This window comes from Anaerosacchariphilus hominis, from assembly GCF_014290175.1.
Lineage (GTDB): Bacteria > Bacillota > Clostridia > Lachnospirales > Lachnospiraceae > Laedolimicola > Laedolimicola hominis.
The window spans coordinates 262114-278668 of record NZ_JACOOR010000005.1 but is presented as its reverse complement, the minus strand read 5'-3'; the positions used below and the strand labels follow the sequence as shown (position 1 = coordinate 278668).

General features: G+C 54.8%; 13 protein-coding genes and 1 pseudogene. 13 read left to right on the top strand and 1 reads right to left on the bottom strand.

The window, feature by feature from the left end:
* The 7 genes and pseudogenes from H8S44_RS17020 to deoC form a co-directional block, all read left to right on the top strand.
* Positions 1–119: pseudogene (locus H8S44_RS17020) on the top strand (transposase); the annotation flags it as partial.
* Positions 120–293: 174 nt separating this feature from the next.
* A complete protein-coding gene (gene pyk, locus H8S44_RS10630; RefSeq protein WP_330593573.1) occupies positions 294–2042 on the top strand; it encodes a pyruvate kinase in 1749 nt (582 codons plus the stop codon).
* 28 nt (positions 2043–2070) lie between these two features.
* Positions 2071–4677, top strand: a complete 2607-nt coding sequence (gene mutS / locus H8S44_RS10625) for a DNA mismatch repair protein MutS (RefSeq protein WP_243167561.1) — start codon at positions 2071–2073, stop codon at positions 4675–4677.
* Between the two features lie 4 nt (positions 4678–4681).
* Positions 4682–6733: a DNA mismatch repair endonuclease MutL gene (gene mutL, locus H8S44_RS10620; RefSeq protein WP_186873659.1), complete on the top strand. Its 2052-nt coding sequence runs from the start codon at positions 4682–4684 to the stop codon at positions 6731–6733.
* 12 nt (positions 6734–6745) lie between these two features.
* A complete protein-coding gene (locus H8S44_RS10615; protein ID WP_186873658.1) occupies positions 6746–8155 on the top strand; it encodes a glycosyltransferase in 1410 nt (469 codons plus the stop codon).
* The gene (locus tag H8S44_RS10610) at positions 8152–8346 is read left to right on the top strand and encodes a DUF6472 family protein (RefSeq protein ID WP_186873657.1); all 195 of its coding nucleotides are present in this window, start codon (positions 8152–8154) and stop codon (positions 8344–8346) included. Before H8S44_RS10615 ends, H8S44_RS10610 begins: the two co-directional genes overlap by 4 nt.
* Positions 8347–8407: 61 nt before the next feature.
* Positions 8408–9106: a deoxyribose-phosphate aldolase gene (gene deoC, locus H8S44_RS10605; RefSeq protein ID WP_186873656.1), complete on the top strand. Its 699-nt coding sequence runs from the start codon at positions 8408–8410 to the stop codon at positions 9104–9106.
* A 36-nt stretch (positions 9107–9142) separates the two neighbouring features.
* Here deoC and H8S44_RS10600 read toward each other — a convergent pair whose 3' ends face one another.
* Entirely contained in the window at positions 9143–10105 is a 963-nt protein-coding gene (locus tag H8S44_RS10600) for a Gfo/Idh/MocA family protein (RefSeq protein WP_186873655.1), read from the bottom strand.
* Between the two features lie 158 nt (positions 10106–10263).
* Between H8S44_RS10600 and miaA the strand changes: the two genes are divergently transcribed.
* The 6 genes from miaA (at position 10264) to radC (ending at position 16548) form a co-directional block, all read left to right on the top strand.
* Positions 10264–11217 (top strand): tRNA (adenosine(37)-N6)-dimethylallyltransferase MiaA, encoded by a 954-nt coding sequence (miaA, locus tag H8S44_RS10595; protein WP_186873654.1) that lies wholly within the window; start codon positions 10264–10266, stop codon positions 11215–11217.
* On the top strand, positions 11210–12493 hold the full coding sequence (locus H8S44_RS10590; protein WP_186873653.1) for a methionine gamma-lyase family protein: 1284 nt from the start codon (positions 11210–11212) through the stop codon (positions 12491–12493). The genes miaA and H8S44_RS10590 overlap by 8 nt, the downstream gene beginning before the upstream one ends.
* Before the next feature lie 52 nt (positions 12494–12545).
* Positions 12546–13787 carry a BaiN/RdsA family NAD(P)/FAD-dependent oxidoreductase gene (locus H8S44_RS10585; protein ID WP_186873652.1) on the top strand — a complete coding sequence of 414 codons (1242 nt, stop codon included), beginning with the start codon at positions 12546–12548 and terminating at the stop codon, positions 13785–13787.
* Positions 13784–15403 (top strand): NAD(P)/FAD-dependent oxidoreductase, encoded by a 1620-nt coding sequence (locus tag H8S44_RS10580; RefSeq protein ID WP_186873651.1) that lies wholly within the window; start codon positions 13784–13786, stop codon positions 15401–15403. Before H8S44_RS10585 ends, H8S44_RS10580 begins: the two co-directional genes overlap by 4 nt.
* A 120-nt stretch (positions 15404–15523) precedes the next feature.
* Positions 15524–15775 carry a DUF4321 domain-containing protein gene (locus H8S44_RS10575; protein ID WP_186873650.1) on the top strand — a complete coding sequence of 84 codons (252 nt, stop codon included), beginning with the start codon at positions 15524–15526 and terminating at the stop codon, positions 15773–15775.
* Between the two features lie 71 nt (positions 15776–15846).
* Entirely contained in the window at positions 15847–16548 is a 702-nt protein-coding gene (radC, locus tag H8S44_RS10570) for a RadC family protein (protein WP_186873649.1), read from the top strand.
* The last annotated feature ends 7 nt before the right edge of the window (positions 16549–16555 follow it).

Genomic DNA, 16555 nt, shown 5'->3' with positions numbered 1-16555 from the left:
GAAAACACGGGTTTAACCCAATCATGAAGTATGGAGTCCTTACATATGCAAACATGCGTGGCATTCGCGAGATAGACCGCATTGTGGAACTATATAAAAGAGATCTGGCATTCATCTGGGGGAAATCGGCATTAGCCGATTTCCCCTTTTCAGAAAGATTTAGATAGAAATTTTACAACTGCAAGAGGAAATTTTTACAGGCCCTTTCCTTGACGGCTCTTCTTTCCCGGTGTTATAATGGGCGGGTAAAATGGAAAAGATAGAGAAAAAACAGGAGTGAAAAGAAGATGACTATGGCGATGAGAAAAACGAAAATTATCTGTACTCTGGGACCTGCCTCCGAATCCGAAGAAGTGATTCGGGAACTGATGCTGGCAGGTATGAATGTAGCAAGACTGAATTTCTCCCATGGAACCCATGAGGAGCAGAGAGGAAAGCTGGAACGGGTAAAGAAGGTCCGGGAAGAACTGGGACTGCCTGTTGCGCTGCTTCTGGATACAAAGGGCCCGGAGATCCGGACCGGCGAGTTTGAAAAAGGCAAGGTAGAACTGAAAAAGGGACAGACTTTTGTGCTGACCACCGAGGATGTGATGGGCAATGAGGGTAAGGTCTCCATTACCTATAAGAATCTGGTAAAGGACGTACAGCCGGGTGATTCCATCCTGATCGACGACGGTCTGATCGGCCTGAAGGTGGTAAAGGTAACGGAAAAAGAGATTATCTGCAGCGTGGAGAATGGCGGAATCATTTCCAATAAAAAGGGTATCAACGTTCCGGGCGTGGAGCTGAAGATGCCGTTTATCAGCAAGAAGGACAAAGACGATATTGAGTTCGCAGTGCAGGAGGGCTTTGATTATATTGCGGCTTCCTTTACCAGAACCGCGGACGATATTCTGGAGATTCGCCGGATTCTGGAGGAGAATCACTGTGATTATATCAAGATTATTGCTAAAGTAGAGAATGATCAGGGTATCAAAAATGTGGACGAGATTCTGCGTGTGGCAGACGGCGTTATGATTGCCCGGGGCGACATGGGCGTGGAGATTCCTTTGGAAGAGGTGCCCAGCATCCAGAAAAAGCTGATCCGCAAGGCCTTTGAGACGGGCAAGCCGATTATTACCGCTACCCAGATGCTGGATTCCATGATGAAGAATCCGCGACCTACCCGTGCGGAGACCTCCGACGTGGCCAATGCCATCTACCAGGGGACCAGCGCCATCATGCTGTCCGGCGAGACCGCTTCCGGCCAGTATCCGGTGGAGGCTCTGAAGACTATGGTAAAGATCGCTCTGCGTACCGAGGCAGATATCGATTACGACGAACGATTCAAACGCCGGAGCATCGAGGATCGTACGGATATTACCAACGCGGTCTCCCATGCGACCTGTACCACGGCGGTAGACCTGCATGCGGCGGCGATTATCACTGTCACCAAATCCGGTCGTACCGTAGGTATGATAGCGAAGCATCATCCGGGCTGTATGATCATCGGCTGCTGTATGGATGATTATGTATGCAGACAGCTGAACCTGTACTGGGGCGTACAGCCGCTGCTTCTCCCGAAGGAGGAGAATGCGGACGCTCTGTTCAACAGTGCGGTAACTGCCGCGGAGGATGCAGGCCTGGTATTCCGTGGAGATCTGACCGTGCTGACCGCCGGCGTGCCTCTTGGTGTGACCGGAACCACGAACCTTATCAAGGTACAGGTGGCAGGCAAGATTCTGGTCGAGGGAAAGGGCTATACCAAAAAGAAGGTCTGCGGGCCCATCTGCGTGGCAAAGGATATGGAAGAACTGAAAAAGAATTTCGTGGCCGGCGATATCGTTGTGGTACCGGAGACCACCAATGAGATGCTGCCGGAGCTGAAGAGTGCCAAGGCTGTTATCGCGGAGCAGGGCGGAAGCAATTCCCATGCGGCCATTGTAGGCCTGACTCTGGAGATTCCGGTTATCGTCAATGCGGCCAACGCGACGGAAATACTGAAGAATGGAGCTGTGGTAGAGGTGGATGCGGAGAATGGAACCGTTTCCAGCAACAGCTAGGACGGAAAAGACACCGGGAGGAAGATTCATGGCGGAAATGACACCCATGATGCAGCAGTACCTGAAGACAAAAGAGGAGTACAAGGACTGTATTTTATTTTATCGCCTCGGCGATTTTTATGAAATGTTCTTTGAGGACGCCAAGGTGGCGTCCCGGGAACTGGAACTGACCCTGACGGGAAAGAGCTGTGGATTAGAGGAACGCGCACCCATGTGTGGCGTTCCTTATCATGCTGTAGAGGGATATTTAAACCGGCTGGTTTCCAGAGGCTACAAGGTGGCCATCTGTGAGCAGGTGGAGGATCCAAAGGAGGCCAAGGGTCTGGTGGCCAGGGAAGTGGTGCGGATCGTGACGCCTGGTACGAATCTGAGTACCGCGGATGAGACCCGAAATAACTATCTCATGTGTATCGTATGCCTGTCGGATCACTATGGGATCTCCACAGCGGATATCACCACCGGAGATTACCTGGTGACTGAGGTGGATTCCGAGCGAAAGCTTCTGGATGAGATCAATAAATTCGCCCCGGCGGAAATCATCTGCAACGAGGCCTTTTCCATGAGCGGAGTGGATTTGGAGGATCTGAAATTTCGGCTGAATATCGCTGTCTATCCGCTGGAATCCTGGTATTTTGACGACGAGCTGTGCCGGAAGACTTTACTGGAGCACTTTCAGGTGGCCAGCCTCCAGGGGCTGGGCCTTACGGACTTAAACTGCGGGATGATCGCGGCAGGCGCTCTTTTGAAGTATCTCTATGAGACCCAGAAGCAGCCCCTGACTCATATGACCCATCTGCAGACCTATACCATCGGCAAATATATGATCATCGACAGTTCCAGCAGGAGAAATCTGGAGCTGACCGAGACCCTGCGGGAGAAGCTGAAACGGGGTTCCCTGCTGTGGGTGCTGGACAAGACCCGGACGGCCATGGGAGCTCGGGCCCTGCGGAATATGGTGGAACAGCCCCTCATCGATCGGGCGGAGATCGAGAAGCGGCACGAGGCCATCGCGGAGCTGAACGATCACGTTATTACAAGGGAAGAACTGCGGGAATACCTGAATCCCATCTATGATCTGGAGCGTCTCATCGGACGTATCAGCTATCAGACGGCCAATCCCCGGGATCTTATTGCCTTTCGGACCTCTCTGGAAATGCTGCCTCATATCCATACCCTGTTGGAGGAGTTTTCTTCCCCGCTGCTCAGTGAGCTTCGGGAGGAAATGGATGTGCTGGAGGATATGCAGGCGCTGATCGAGAAGTCTATTCAGGAGGATCCGCCCATTTCCATCCGGGATGGGGATATAATCCGGGATGGTTATCACGAGGATGTGGACCGCTACCGGAAAGCTAAAACCGAAGGCAAGAGCTGGCTGGCAAAGCTGGAAGCGGAAGAACGGGAAAAAACAGGGATTAAGAATCTGAAAATCAAGTATAATAAAGTATTCGGTTACTATCTGGAGGTGACGAACTCCTACAAGGATCTGGTGCCGGATACCTGGATGCGTAAGCAGACCCTGACCAATGCAGAACGTTATATTACTCCGGAGCTGAAGGAACTGGAGGATACCATTTTGGGGGCTGAGGAGAAGCTGACGGCCCTGGAATATGCCCTCTTCTGCGAGATCCGGGAGCAGATCGCCTCCCAGGTGTTGCGGATTCAGCGGACGGCCAAAGCAGTGGCCATGGTGGATGTATTTACCTCCCTGGCCTTTGTGGCGGAGCGGAACCGCTTCGTGCGTCCGGTGATGAATGAGAAGGGCGTCATCGATATCCGGGGCGGACGTCATCCGGTGGTGGAGCAGATGACGGACAATGATATGTTCATCCCGAACGATACTTATCTGGATAATGGTTCTAACCGGATTTCCATTATTACAGGTCCCAATATGGCCGGAAAATCCACCTATATGCGCCAGACAGCCCTCATTGTGCTCATGGCCCAGGTGGGAAGCTTCGTCCCGGCGGACAGCGCCAGGATCGGCATCGTGGATCGGATCTTTACCCGTGTGGGCGCATCGGATGATCTGGCCTCCGGGCAGAGTACCTTTATGGTGGAAATGACCGAGGTGGCGAATATTCTCCGGAATGCCACCTCCAAAAGCCTTCTGATTCTGGACGAGATCGGACGGGGAACCAGTACTTTTGACGGACTGGCTATTGCCTGGGCGGTCATTGAGTACATCAGTAATCCGAAGATTCTCGGGGCCAAGACCCTGTTTGCCACCCATTATCACGAGCTGACCGAGCTGGAAGGCTCTCTGGCCGGGGTAAATAATTACTGTATCGCCGTGAAGGAAAAGGGCGACGATATCGTGTTTCTGCGGAAAATCATCCGGGGCGGCGCGGACAAAAGCTACGGTATCCAGGTGGCCAAGCTGGCCGGGGTTCCCGATCCGGTCATCAGCCGGGCCAAGGAGCTGGTGGAGGAGCTGAGCGCCGCGGATATTTCCTTGAAGCCCCGGGCTGTGGCTGCGGAGCCGGATATGGAGGCGGAGCAGATCTCCCTTTTTGATACGGTGAAGGACGACGATATTATCACGGAAATCCGGGATATGGATCTGGGCAATATGACGCCGCTGGATGCGCTGAACACCATCTACCGGCTGCAGAACAAGATCAGGAACAGGTGGTGAGCAGATGGCGAATATTCAGGTACTGGATCAGAAGACAATCGACCAGATCGCGGCGGGAGAGGTCATCGAGCGGCCTTCTTCCGTGGTCAAGGAGCTGGTGGAGAATTCCATAGACGCGGGAGCTACGGCGGTCACGGTGGAGATCCGTGACGGCGGTATCTCTTTTATCCGGGTGACTGACAATGGAAGCGGAATCGACCGCAGCCAGGTGTCGGTTGCCTTTTTGCGCCATTCCACCAGTAAAATCCAGGCAGTGGAGGATCTGTTTCACGTCTCATCTCTGGGATTCCGGGGTGAGGCTCTTTCCAGCATCGCCTCCATCGCCATGGTGGAGCTGATTACAAAGACCAGGGACGCCGACGCGGGCGTGCGCTACGTCATCGAAGGCGGTGTGGAGAAGAAGCTGGAGGATATGGCTGCGCCGGACGGCACCACCTTCCTGGTGAGGAGCCTCTTTTACAATACACCGGCCAGACGGAAGTTTTTGAAGTCCCCCATGACCGAGGCGGGTTATATCAGCGAGCTGATGGAACGGCTGGCCCTGTCTCATCCGGATATTTCCTTCCAGTTTGTCAATAACGGACAGACCCGTCTGCATACCTCCGGGAATCACAATCTGAAGGATGTGATTTATCACATCTACGGCCGAGAGATCGCGGCTAACCTTTCAGAAATCGACGCGGCCCAGGGGCCGGTGCGAATCACGGGCTTTATCGGAAAACCGGTGATTTCCCGGGGAAACCGGGCTTATGAAAATTATTTTATAAACGGAAGATACATTAAGAGTAATGTGATTGCCCGGGGCATCGAGGAGGGATACCGGACCTTCATGATGCAGCATAAGTATCCTTTTACGGCTTTGCATTTCACCATCGATGGGAAGCTTCTGGATGTGAATGTGCATCCCACTAAGATGGAGCTGAGGTTCTCCAATCAGGAAGAGCTGTACCGTTTTGTGCGGGAGACAGTGAAGGGCGGCCTTATGGACCGGGAGCTGATTCCGGAGGTGAAGCTTACGGAGGAGCCGAAGCAGGCTCATGGTGAGAACCCGGGTAGTCCCCGGCGGGAGAGCCTTTCGGAACCGGGAAAAGCGGAGCCTGAGAAAGCCGCTGCGCCGACATCTGCGTCCACTGAGCCGCCTGCGCCGACACCTGCGCCCGCAGCGCCATCCACGCCCCGGGAGCGGAACCTGGAGTATTTTATGGCCCGGATGAAGCAGCGGGTAAACGCGGAGTTTGAGGAGAAAAAAGCGAAGCAGGAGCATGTAAAGTCCGAGTCCATTTTCAGCAACGAAGAGCTGAAAATGCTGGAGCCAGAGCAAAAGCCGGAGGAGAAACCGGAAACAGAGGTTCTGCGGGAAACCGGCGTGTACCGGACGGAGGAAAAAACAGCCGAATCTCAGAAAAAAGAGGAAGCTGCGCCGGAGGAAACGCCCGAGCAGCTGACACTTTTCGACCACCGTCTCCTGAACCCGGAGACAAAGTCCGACATTATTATCATCGGCCAGCTTTTTGAAACCTACTGGCTGGTGCAGTTTGAAGATAAGTTTTATATGATTGACCAGCATGCGGCCCATGAAAAGGTACTCTATGAACGGACGGTGAAAACACTGGCCGACAAAGAAATTACCTCTCAGATGGTGAGTCCGCCCCTGATCCTGAGTTTGAATATGCAGGAAGAGGCGAAGCTTGCGGAATATCGGGATTATTTTTCAGAGCTCGGCTTTGAGATCGAACCTTTCGGTGGAAAAGAGTATGCCATCAGCGCCGTACCGGCGAACCTGTACGGCCTGGCGGAAAAGGATCTGTTTCTGGAGCTTCTGGACGATCTGGAATATGTGAGCGGTAAGAATAGTGAGATGATTCTGGATAAGATCGCTTCCATGTCCTGCAAGGCTGCGGTTAAGGGCAACCAGCGGCTTTCCACAGCGGAGGCCCGGGAACTTATCAAAGAGCTGCTGACTCTGGAGAATCCCTATAACTGTCCCCATGGACGGCCCACGATTATCTCCATGACGAAGCAGGAGATCGAGAAAAAATTCAAGCGAATTGTGTAGGAGGGTGGTATCGTGAATAAAAAGAACCCGACCGTATCCATTATCATTCCGGTATACAATGCAGAAAGCTTTCTGGCCCGCTGCGTGGACAGCGTGCTGGGACAGGAATATACGGATTTTGAACTGCTGCTCGTCGACGACGGCAGCAAAGACGGTTCCGGTGCCCTGTGCGATGCCTATGCAGTCTCTGATTCCCGTGTGCGCGTCTTTCACAAGGAAAACGCAGGCGTCTCAGCAGCCCGGAACCAGGCATTGTCCGAGGCGCAGGGAACCTATATCCAGTTTCTGGACAGTGACGACTGGATGACGCCGGACTCCACCAAGCTTCTGGTGAGGGCGGCGGAAGAGAACGGCTGTGATCTGGTCATCGCGGATTTTTACCGGGTGGTCGGCGAGCGTGTGTCCCGGAAAGGCGACATTGAGGAAGAGGGCGTCATGAGCCGGGAGGAATTCGCGGCTCATATGATGGAGAACCCGGCAGATTACTATTATGGTGTACTCTGGAACAAGCTGTATCGCCGCTCCATCATCGAGGCACATACACTGCGCATGAACGCGGAAATCAGCTGGTGCGAGGACTTCATGTTCAACCTGGAATATATCCGTTTCACGGAGCGCATCACAGCCCTGCATGCACCCATTTACTACTATGTGAAACGGAAGGGGTCGCTGGTGACCAGTCAGGGAACCAGTCTCTCCAAAACCATTCAGATGAAGCTCAGCGTCTTTGAGTATTATCATAATTTTTACAAACATGTGCTGGACGAGGAAGAATACGAGAAAAACCGGCTGCAGGTTTACCGGTTCCTGGTGGATGCGGCCAGCGACGGCCTGGTGGGCATTCCGCTCCTGCCTGGTACGAAGAAGCTGGGTGATGAGCGGGCCGGAGTCAGTGCGGCGGCCCTGGCAGGGGAAGGTATGCTTTCAGATCTCTACCGGGAGCGGAAGCTGATGCAGCGCTATCTGGAAGTGGCCGCCCTGAAGAATGACCTGAAGCCGGAGGAGGCCTATCTGCTCCTGTGCCTGAGCCACCTGGGCCAGATCGTGAATAAGAAGGAACTGGCGGACTTTGCGGACGTGTCCAAAAGAGCCCTGACCATGCAGCTTCAGAAGCTGGTACTGCGTGGTCTGGTTAAGCTGGAAGATATTCCGGTTCCGAAGCCTGTGCGCCAGAAGAAAGAGAAGGGCGCGGAAAAGGATGAAATTCCGCAGAAGCTCCAGGAAAAACGGGTGCGCGTCACCTTCCAGCCCGAGGCCGGGCTGGTTTTGCGCGAGCTAGCCACTGTTCAGCGGGACTACGACGAGGCACGGTTCGCGGGCTTCGAGGAGGAAGATCTGATTCAGTATGCCCGGCTGTCGGAAAAGATGAAGCGGAACATGCAGAAGCTTCTGGCGCCGCCCGGTGAGGAGATGAGAGGATGACAAAAAAGAAACAGAAAATGACTAACTGTGAGGTATGCGGAAATTATGTCTATGACGACGATTACGGCTACTATGTCTGTGAAATGGATCTGGACGAGGATGAGATGCGTCTTTTCATCCAGGGAAGCTTCCATGGATGCCCCTATTTCCAGTACGGAGACGAATACCGGATCGTAAGACATCAGATGTAACGGAAGCAATATTTGCAGAATTAGTATCAAAGTGGATTTTATAAAAAGGAGGAGAAGATAAATGTATCAAGGAGATACCATCACAAGAGAGGAACTGTGCAGAGTATTTGACCATACGAACCTGAAGGCGTTCGCGGATCGGGGAATGTTTGAGAAGCTCTGTGAGGAGGCAAAATTCGTACACTGTGCCATGGTAGCCATCAATTCGGCGCCGGTGGCCCTCTGCCACGAGCTTTTGAAGGACACGGACATCCATGTGGGCGCGGCCATTTCTTTCCCGCTGGGACAGACCACCATTGAGACCAAGGTGTTCGAGACGGAGGACGCCATCCGAAAAGGCGCGGACGAGATTGACTACGTGGTGAATCTGGGCGAGGTGAAGAACGGCAATTACGATTACATCCGCAGGGAGATGGAGAGCATCGTAAAGGTCTGCCGGGAGCATCAGGTGATTAGTAAAGTGATTTTCGAGATCTGCTATCTGACAGAGGAGGAGATCGTCCGCATCGCCGAAATCGCCCGGGAGGTAAAACCGGATTTCGTAAAGACCAGCACCGGTTTCGGTACCTCGGGAGCCACCGTGGAGGCGGTCCGTCTGATGAAGCAGACCGTGGGAGAAGAAGTAAAGGTGAAGGCCGCGGGCGGCATCCGTTCCTGGGCCGACTGTAAGGCCATGCTGGACGCCGGAGCGGAGCGCATCGGAACCAGCAGCATGCTGAAGATTCTGGAAGAGTTCGACGCGGAGCGAAGCGGAAAATAGGAACCCAAAAGCGGGGTTAAAAAGAACGGCGGGGAGTCAATTCCCGCCGTTCCATTGTCTGTGGAGCTGAAGAAGGGTGTCCGCGGCCCGGGCAGACATTTCCTCAGTCATGACCGGGCTTTCCGTCAGTCCCTGACGGATGCAGGAGACCGCATGCCGGGTTTCATACTGAAGCTCATAGTCGCATGGAATCTCCAGAACCTCCGGTTCCCGATCTTTAAAATGGAGAATGGCTTTCCGGGCTTTCCAGTAATCCGGAAGTTCGATATAACCCCGCTCTCCGTAGAGATAACCGGTATGGATGGTGTCGGAAGCGGTGCTGGTTTTATTGGTGAACAGAATGCCGTTCTCCAGGAGCATCACGGCTGAAAACTGATTTTCCACAGCGGAAACGCTGCGGGTGCAGAGGCCTGTCTGCTCCACCACGAAGGAATCAAAGAGATACTGCATCAGCTGCAGACTGTAGATGGCGTGGGAAAAGAGGGGACCGCCGCCCTTGGAGGCGTCGAACATCCAGCTGTTGTAACCGGCGTCAAAGGAATTGGAAAAATCAGCCATGGTAATGGTCCCGAATTCGCCGGAGCGGATGCGTTCTTTCAACTGCTGAATCACGGGAAGAAAGACGCATTTCTGCATTTCCATGAGGAAGAGGCCTTTCTCCCGGGCCAGGGAGAAGAGTTCCCGGATCTCGGCAGGGTCAAGGGCCAGAGGCTTCTCGCAGAGCACGTGCTTTCCCTGCTCCAGAGCCCGGCGGGCAAAGGCGTAGTGGGCGCTGTTGATCAGGGCGATATACACCGCGTCGATGTCCGGAGAGGCCAGAAGCTCCTCATAGGAAGAAAAAACGCCCGGAATCTGCCAGAGGGCCGCTTTTTCCCGCGCCTTTTCCGGGTTCCGGGAGGCGATGGCCGTGACGGTGCAGTCCTCCACCTGACGGGAGGCGTTTATGAAACGGGGAACGATGGATGCGGTACTCAAAATACCGATACGAAGATTCTGCATGATGGTGTGACACTCCTTTCCGAATTTAAGTACAGCATAGAGGAAAGCCGGGCGGGAGTCAAGAGCGCCGGGGAAACTTTGGAAAGTTTCGGTTGAAAAAGAGAGGGATTGATATTAAAATAAGAAAGATTCAGCAAAACAGGACAGGAGGAGACCCGGTGAAACAGCCATTGATCATATTGACAGGTCCCACGGCTGTGGGAAAGACGAAGCTTTCCATCGAGCTTGCGAAAGCCGTGAACGGAGAAATTATTTCCGCTGATTCCATGCAGGTATACCGGAGGATGGATATCGGATCTGCGAAGATAAAAAAAGAAGAGATGGGAGGAATCCCCCATCACCTTATTGATGTGTTGGATCCAGAGGAGGATTTTAACGTGGTTCGCTTTCAGGAACTGGCGAAAGCGGCCATGAAAGAGATCTGGAGACGGGGGCGGATTCCCATTGTGACCGGAGGAACCGGCTTTTATATCCAGGCCCTGCTTTATGATATCGATTTTACGGAGAATGAAGAAGGGACTGAGCTTCGGGAAAGGCTGGAGGCCCTGGCAAACGAAGAGGGGCCGGAGCGGTTCCATAAGCGCCTGGCGGCGGTGGACCCAAAGGCTGCGGAGGAGATTCACGCTCATAATGTGAAGCGGGTGATCCGGGCGCTGGAGTACTACGAACAGACCGGACAGCGGATTTCCGCCCATAATGAGAAGCAGCGGGAGAAAGAATCCCCCTATCGCTTCGCCTATTTTGTCCTGAACGATGAACGGGAACGGCTCTACGGGCGCATCGACGCCCGGGTGGACGAGATGATGAAGGAGGGCCTGGTGGCCGAGGTGGAAGCCCTGCAAAAAGAGGGCTGCCGCAGAGGCATGGTCTCCATGCAGGGACTGGGTTACAAGGAAATTCTGGATTATCTGGACGGGGAACAGTCTTTGGAGGAGGCTGTGCGGATCCTGAAGCGGGATACGAGACATTTCGCCAAGAGACAGCTGACCTGGTTCCGGCGGGAACGGAACGTGATCTGGGTTCTCAAGCAGGATTTTTCCTATAAGGATGAAAACATACTGGCATTTATGCTGGAGATACTGAGAGAGAAAGGGATAACATATCATGAATGAGACAGAAAAAATGTACGAGGGACTGGGCATCAGTCCTGCGGTATACGCGTTTGGACAGGAGATCGAAAAGGGGCTGAAGAGCCGCTTTGAGGCCATCGACGAGACGGCGGAATACAATCAGCTGAAGGTGGTGGGAGCCATGCAGAAGAGCCGGGTGGAGGCTGCCTGCTTTGCGGCCACCAGCGGCTACGGCTATAATGATCTGGGAAGAGACAAACTGGAGGAGGTCTACGCGGAGGTGTTCCACGCGGAGTCTGCCCTGGTACGCCCCCAGATCGCCTGTGGCACCCATGCCCTGGCGGTGGCTCTGTCCGGAAACCTGCGCCCCGGCGACGAACTGCTTTCCCCGGTGGGAAAGCCCTACGATACTCTGGAGGAGGTCATCGGTATCCGGCCCTCCAAAGGCTCTCTGGCCGAGTACGGGGTCACTTACCGTCAGGTGGATCTGAAGGAGGACGGAAGCTTTGACTATCCGGCCATCGAGGCGGCCCTGAATGAGCGCACAAAGCTGGTGACCATTCAGAGGTCCAAGGGCTATCAGACCCGGCCCACCCTGTCGGTGAAGCGGATCGGCGAACTGATTGCCTTTATCAAAGAGAGAAAACCGGACGTGATCTGCATGGTGGATAACTGTTACGGCGAGTTTGTGGAGCCCATAGAACCTACGGACGTGGGAGCGGATCTCTGCGTGGGTTCCCTTATCAAGAATCCGGGCGGCGGACTGGCACCCATCGGCGGCTATATCGTGGGAAAAGAAGAGTATGTGGAAAACGCGGCTTATCGTCTGACTTCTCCCGGACTGGGAAAAGAGGTGGGCGCGTCCCTGGGCGTTATGACCAGCTTTTATCAGGGCTTTTTCCTGGCTCCCACAGTGACGGCTGCGGCTTTAAAGGGCGCCATCTTCGCGGCAAACATCTATGAGAAGCTGGGCTTCGCAGTGGTTCCGAACAGCACCGAGAGCCGTCACGATATCATTCAGGCCGTGACCTTCGGAAAGGCCGAAGGCGTCATTGCCTTCTGTCAGGGTATTCAGGCGGCCGCGCCGGTGGACAGCTATGTGACCCCGGAGCCCTGGGCCATGCCGGGCTATGACAGCGATGTAATCATGGCTGCGGGAGCCTTTGTGCAGGGCTCCTCTATCGAGCTTTCCGCAGACGGCCCCATTAAGCCCCCCTACGCGGTATACTTCCAGGGAGGTCTGACCTGGCCCCATGCGAAGCTGGGGATTCTCATGTCCCTGCAGAAAATGGCAGATGCGGGACTGGTACAGTTATAGAAAATAGTAATCGCAAATAATTATAACAACAGAGTTATAAGGAGAGACAGGCGTGAAACGGATTCTGATCGTGGGAGGCGGGGCCTCCGGAATGATGGCGGCCATCGCCGCGGCAAAAAGCGGCGGGAAAGTGACGCTTCTGGAGAAAAATAAGCAGGTGGGAAAGAAAATTCTTGTGACCGGAAACGGCCGCTGCAATCTGACCAACCGGGATCAGAGCCTGGAGCATTACCGGAGCTCGGATCCGTCTTTCGTGGCCCGGGTGCTGGAACAGGTCGGCATGTACGATACTCTGCGCCTTTTTACGGAATGGGGCATCTTTACCAGAAGCCGGAACGGCTATCTCTATCCCTACAGCGACCAGGCAGCTTCCGTGGCGGAGGTTCTGCGCCTGGAGGCAGAGCGGCTGGGCGTGAAGATGGCCCTGAATACAGAGGCTTTGGAGATCCTTCGGACAGAAGAGGGCTTTCAGGTGAAAACCGAAGGCTGGAGTTATCCTGCAGACGCGGTGATCCTGACGACGGGCTCCAAGGCAGCCCCGGAGACAGGATCCGATGGAAGCGGGTATCAGTTTGCAAAAGAACTGGGCCATCAGGTGGCAAAGCCCCTGCCGGCCCTGGTACAGCTGCGGTGCAGGGAGAAATTCTACGAAAAACTGGCAGGTGTGCGGATGGATGCAAAGGTGGATATTTTTGTGGGGGAAGAGCTTCTGGTTTCGGATCAGGGAGAAGTGCAGTTTACCAGAAACGGCATTTCCGGGATTCCGGTGTTTCAGGTGAGCCGCTACGCAGTGCGGGCCCTGGAGGAAGGAAAACAGGTGCGGGCAGTGCTGAACCTGCTGCCTCTTTTTGACGAAGAGCAGTTTCTGACATTTTTAAGGGATCGCGTCGAAAAAAACGGGTATAAGACAGGTGAACAGTTCCTGACGGGCCTGTTTCCGGCCAAGATGGGTTCCTGTATCCTGGAGCGCAGCGGCCTGGGAAAGAGTAAAAAAAGAGCGGGAGACTGGACAGAAAGAGAAATTGGGAAAATTCTGGAAACTATCCTGGCTTTTGAAACAGAGATTACGGGATCCGGGGACTTTACCCAGGCCCAGGTCTGCTCCGGCGGCGTGGAGCTGAAGGAGGTACGGCCTGAGACCATGGAATCCCGAATAATTCCGGGACTTTATTTTGCAGGGGAGGTGCTGGACGTGGACGGAGCCTGCGGCGGCTATAACCTTCAGTGGGCCTGGAGCAGCGGATGGCTGGCGGGAGTGAGCGCCGCAGCCTCCGGAGAGGAGAAAGCAGTATGATACGAATCAGTCAGATCAAGCTTCCGGTGGATCACGACGATCAGGCCCTTTTGCAGGCGGCGGCCCGGGAGCTTAAGCTTCCTTCGGAAAAGATAGAGCGCCTGACCATTCAGAAAAAGTCCATCGACGCCCGGAAAAAGCCTATTTCCTATGTGTATACGGTGGATGTGAAGGTCAAAGGGGAGGAAAAGCTGTTAAAGAAGCTTCATAACCGGAATGTGACAAGGACAGAAAAGAAACGGTATCAGTTCCCGGAGCCGGGCAGCGAGAGGCTGGAGCATCGTCCGGTGATCGTGGGAACGGGCCCGGCAGGCCTGTTCTGCGGCCTGATGCTGGCCCGGGCGGGATACCGGCCCATCCTTCTGGAGCGGGGAGAAACCGCGAGAAAGCGGAAAGAGACCGTGGATCGATTCTGGAATGGCGGCTCCTTACAGTCCGACTCCAACGTGCAGTTCGGCGAGGGCGGAGCGGGCACCTTTTCCGACGGAAAGCTGAATACCCTGGTGAAGGATCCGGCGGGCAGAGGCCGTCTGGTGCTTCAGACTTTCGTGGAAGCGGGAGCGCCGGAAGAGATTCTTTACTGGAACAAGCCCCATCTGGGTACGGACGTGCTCATCGGTGTGGTGGAGCATATCCGGTGTGAGATCGAAAGACTGGGCGGCCAGGTGCGTTTCTGTACGCAGCTTACGGATCTGGATATCCGGGACGGCCAGGTGCGGGGCGTGCATATAAAAAGAACAGATGGAGCAGAGCCGGAGGCATCGTATCTGGAGACAGAAGTGGTGGTGCTGGCCATCGGCCACAGCGCCCGGGATACCTTTGCTATGTTGGGAAAAAAGGATATTCCCATGGAACGGAAGGCTTTTGCGGTGGGCGTGCGGATCGAGCATCCCCAGGAAATGATAAACCGGAGCCAGTACGGAGAAGAGTATCCCGCAGGGCTCCCCACGGCAGCCTACAAGGTGACCCGGAAGGTAAGCGGAGACCGAGGCGTCTACTCCTTCTGCATGTGCCCCGGCGGCTATGTGGTTAATGCCTCTTCCGAGAAAGGAGGCCTGGCGGTCAACGGCATGAGCTACCAGGCGCGGGATGGCCGTAACGCCAACAGCGCCATGATCGTGACCGTACGGCCCGAGGACTTCGGGAGCGATGGCCTGCTGGCCGGTGTGGAGTTCCAGAGAAGGCTGGAGCGGGCGGCCTTTCAGACAGCAGGAGGAAAGGTGCCGGTACAGCTTCTGGGAGACTTCCGGCAGAACTGTATGAGCACGGGCCTGGGAGAAGTGGAGCCCTGTATCAAAGGAGCCTGGGAGTTCGGTGATGTGCGGGGAATATTCCCGGAGGAGCTTTCCGCAGCCCTGGAAGAGGGTATCACGGGCTGCGAGCATCTGATTCCCGGCTTTGCCCGGGCGGACGCGGTGCTTTCCGGCGTGGAGAGCCGGACCTCGTCTCCGGTACGGATCATAAGGGGAGAGGACCAGGAGAGCGCCATCCGGGGGCTCTACCCCTGCGGCGAGGGCGCGGGATACGCGGGAGGCATCACCTCGGCCGCCATGGACGGCGTGAAAACCGCCGAGGCGATTGCAGGAAGATATTGTAGAAATCAGGAGATATCTTAAGAGAACTTTAGGATTTTTCTGGTATACAAGCAGAAGCCTTTGTGCTATGATAAAGTGTGATATGTAAACCGGAAACGGGTGGATTCTGCCCAGCCGGGATCACAAAAGACGGAGGGTGTTATGAGATCAAAAAACGGCTGGGTACTGCTGGTGATGCTTCTTTCCGGCATCGTGCTGGGCGGCTTTATCGGAATGCTGACGGCGAATGTGTCGGGGCTTAGCTGGCTGAACTACGGCCAGAGCTTCGGCCTGGAGAGTCCCATAGTCCTGGATCTGGGACTATTGGTTCTGACTTTCGGCCTGCAGATTCAGATATCCATAGCCAGCATTATCGGCGTGGTACTGGCGATTATCATTTATCGGAAGTTATAAACAGATACTGTTATTTGGAAGAGAGTTGTCGGACGAAAGCCTGAAGCTGCCTGGAGAGCGCGGGAGGGTATATGAGCGAGACGACTATGAAGGATCTGTATGAAGAGGGACGCCCTTATGAGAAATGCCTGGCGGGAGGCCCCGAGAAGCTGACGGATACGGAGCTTCTGGCGGTCATGATCCGGACAGGTACCTACGGAGAGTCGGCCTGCCGCCTGGCGGAGCGGATCTTAAGCCTGCCGGGCTACGAGGGCCTGCCGGGGCTTCGCAGGATTCCCCTGGAGAAGCTCCGGGAGCTCCGGGGCGTGGGAAAGGTGAAGGCAGTCCAACTGAAATGTCTGGGAGAGCTGGCCGCCCGGATGGCAAAGGCCTCTGCCGGGGAACGGCTCTGTCTGGATTCACCGGCCACCATCGCCGATTACTTTATGGAAGAGCTGCGGCATGAGGAGCAGGAGCATCTGATGGCATTGTTTTTAAATACCGGGAACCGGGTTCTGGCGGAAAAAGAACTGTTCCGGGGAACTGTGAACGCAGCTCCGGTTTCCGCCCGGGAGATTTTCCTGGAGGCTCTGAAGGTTCATGCAGTGAACCTGGTACTGGTACACAATCATCCCAGCGGAGATCCCACGCCCAGTGCCGAGGATATCCAGATGACCCGGAAAATTTACCGGGCGGGAGAACTGCTGGGAATCCGGCTTTTGGATCACGTAATTATCGGAGACTGCTGTTATACTTCTCTGCGGGAGCGGGGAATACTAACAGAGAGAACATAAAAAGGAA

What these genes read in the sequence shown, in the direction of transcription:
- pyk (WP_330593573.1), top strand. Translation starts at nt 294, where the DNA reads ATGGCGATGAGAAAAACGAAAATTATCTGTACTCTGGGACCTGCCTCC.
- mutS (WP_243167561.1), top strand. Translation starts at nt 2,071, where the DNA reads ATGGCGGAAATGACACCCATGATGCAGCAGTACCTGAAGACAAAAGAG.
- mutL (WP_186873659.1), top strand. Translation starts at nt 4,682, where the DNA reads ATGGCGAATATTCAGGTACTGGATCAGAAGACAATCGACCAGATCGCG.
- H8S44_RS10610 (WP_186873657.1), top strand. Translation starts at nt 8,152, where the DNA reads ATGACAAAAAAGAAACAGAAAATGACTAACTGTGAGGTATGCGGAAAT.
- deoC (WP_186873656.1), top strand. Translation starts at nt 8,408, where the DNA reads ATGTATCAAGGAGATACCATCACAAGAGAGGAACTGTGCAGAGTATTT.
- H8S44_RS10600 (WP_186873655.1), bottom strand. Translation starts at nt 10,105, where the DNA reads ATGCAGAATCTTCGTATCGGTATTTTGAGTACCGCATCCATCGTTCCC.
- H8S44_RS10590 (WP_186873653.1), top strand. Translation starts at nt 11,210, where the DNA reads ATGAATGAGACAGAAAAAATGTACGAGGGACTGGGCATCAGTCCTGCG.
- H8S44_RS10580 (WP_186873651.1), top strand. Translation starts at nt 13,784, where the DNA reads ATGATACGAATCAGTCAGATCAAGCTTCCGGTGGATCACGACGATCAG.
- H8S44_RS10575 (WP_186873650.1), top strand. Translation starts at nt 15,524, where the DNA reads ATGAGATCAAAAAACGGCTGGGTACTGCTGGTGATGCTTCTTTCCGGC.
- radC (WP_186873649.1), top strand. Translation starts at nt 15,847, where the DNA reads ATGAGCGAGACGACTATGAAGGATCTGTATGAAGAGGGACGCCCTTAT.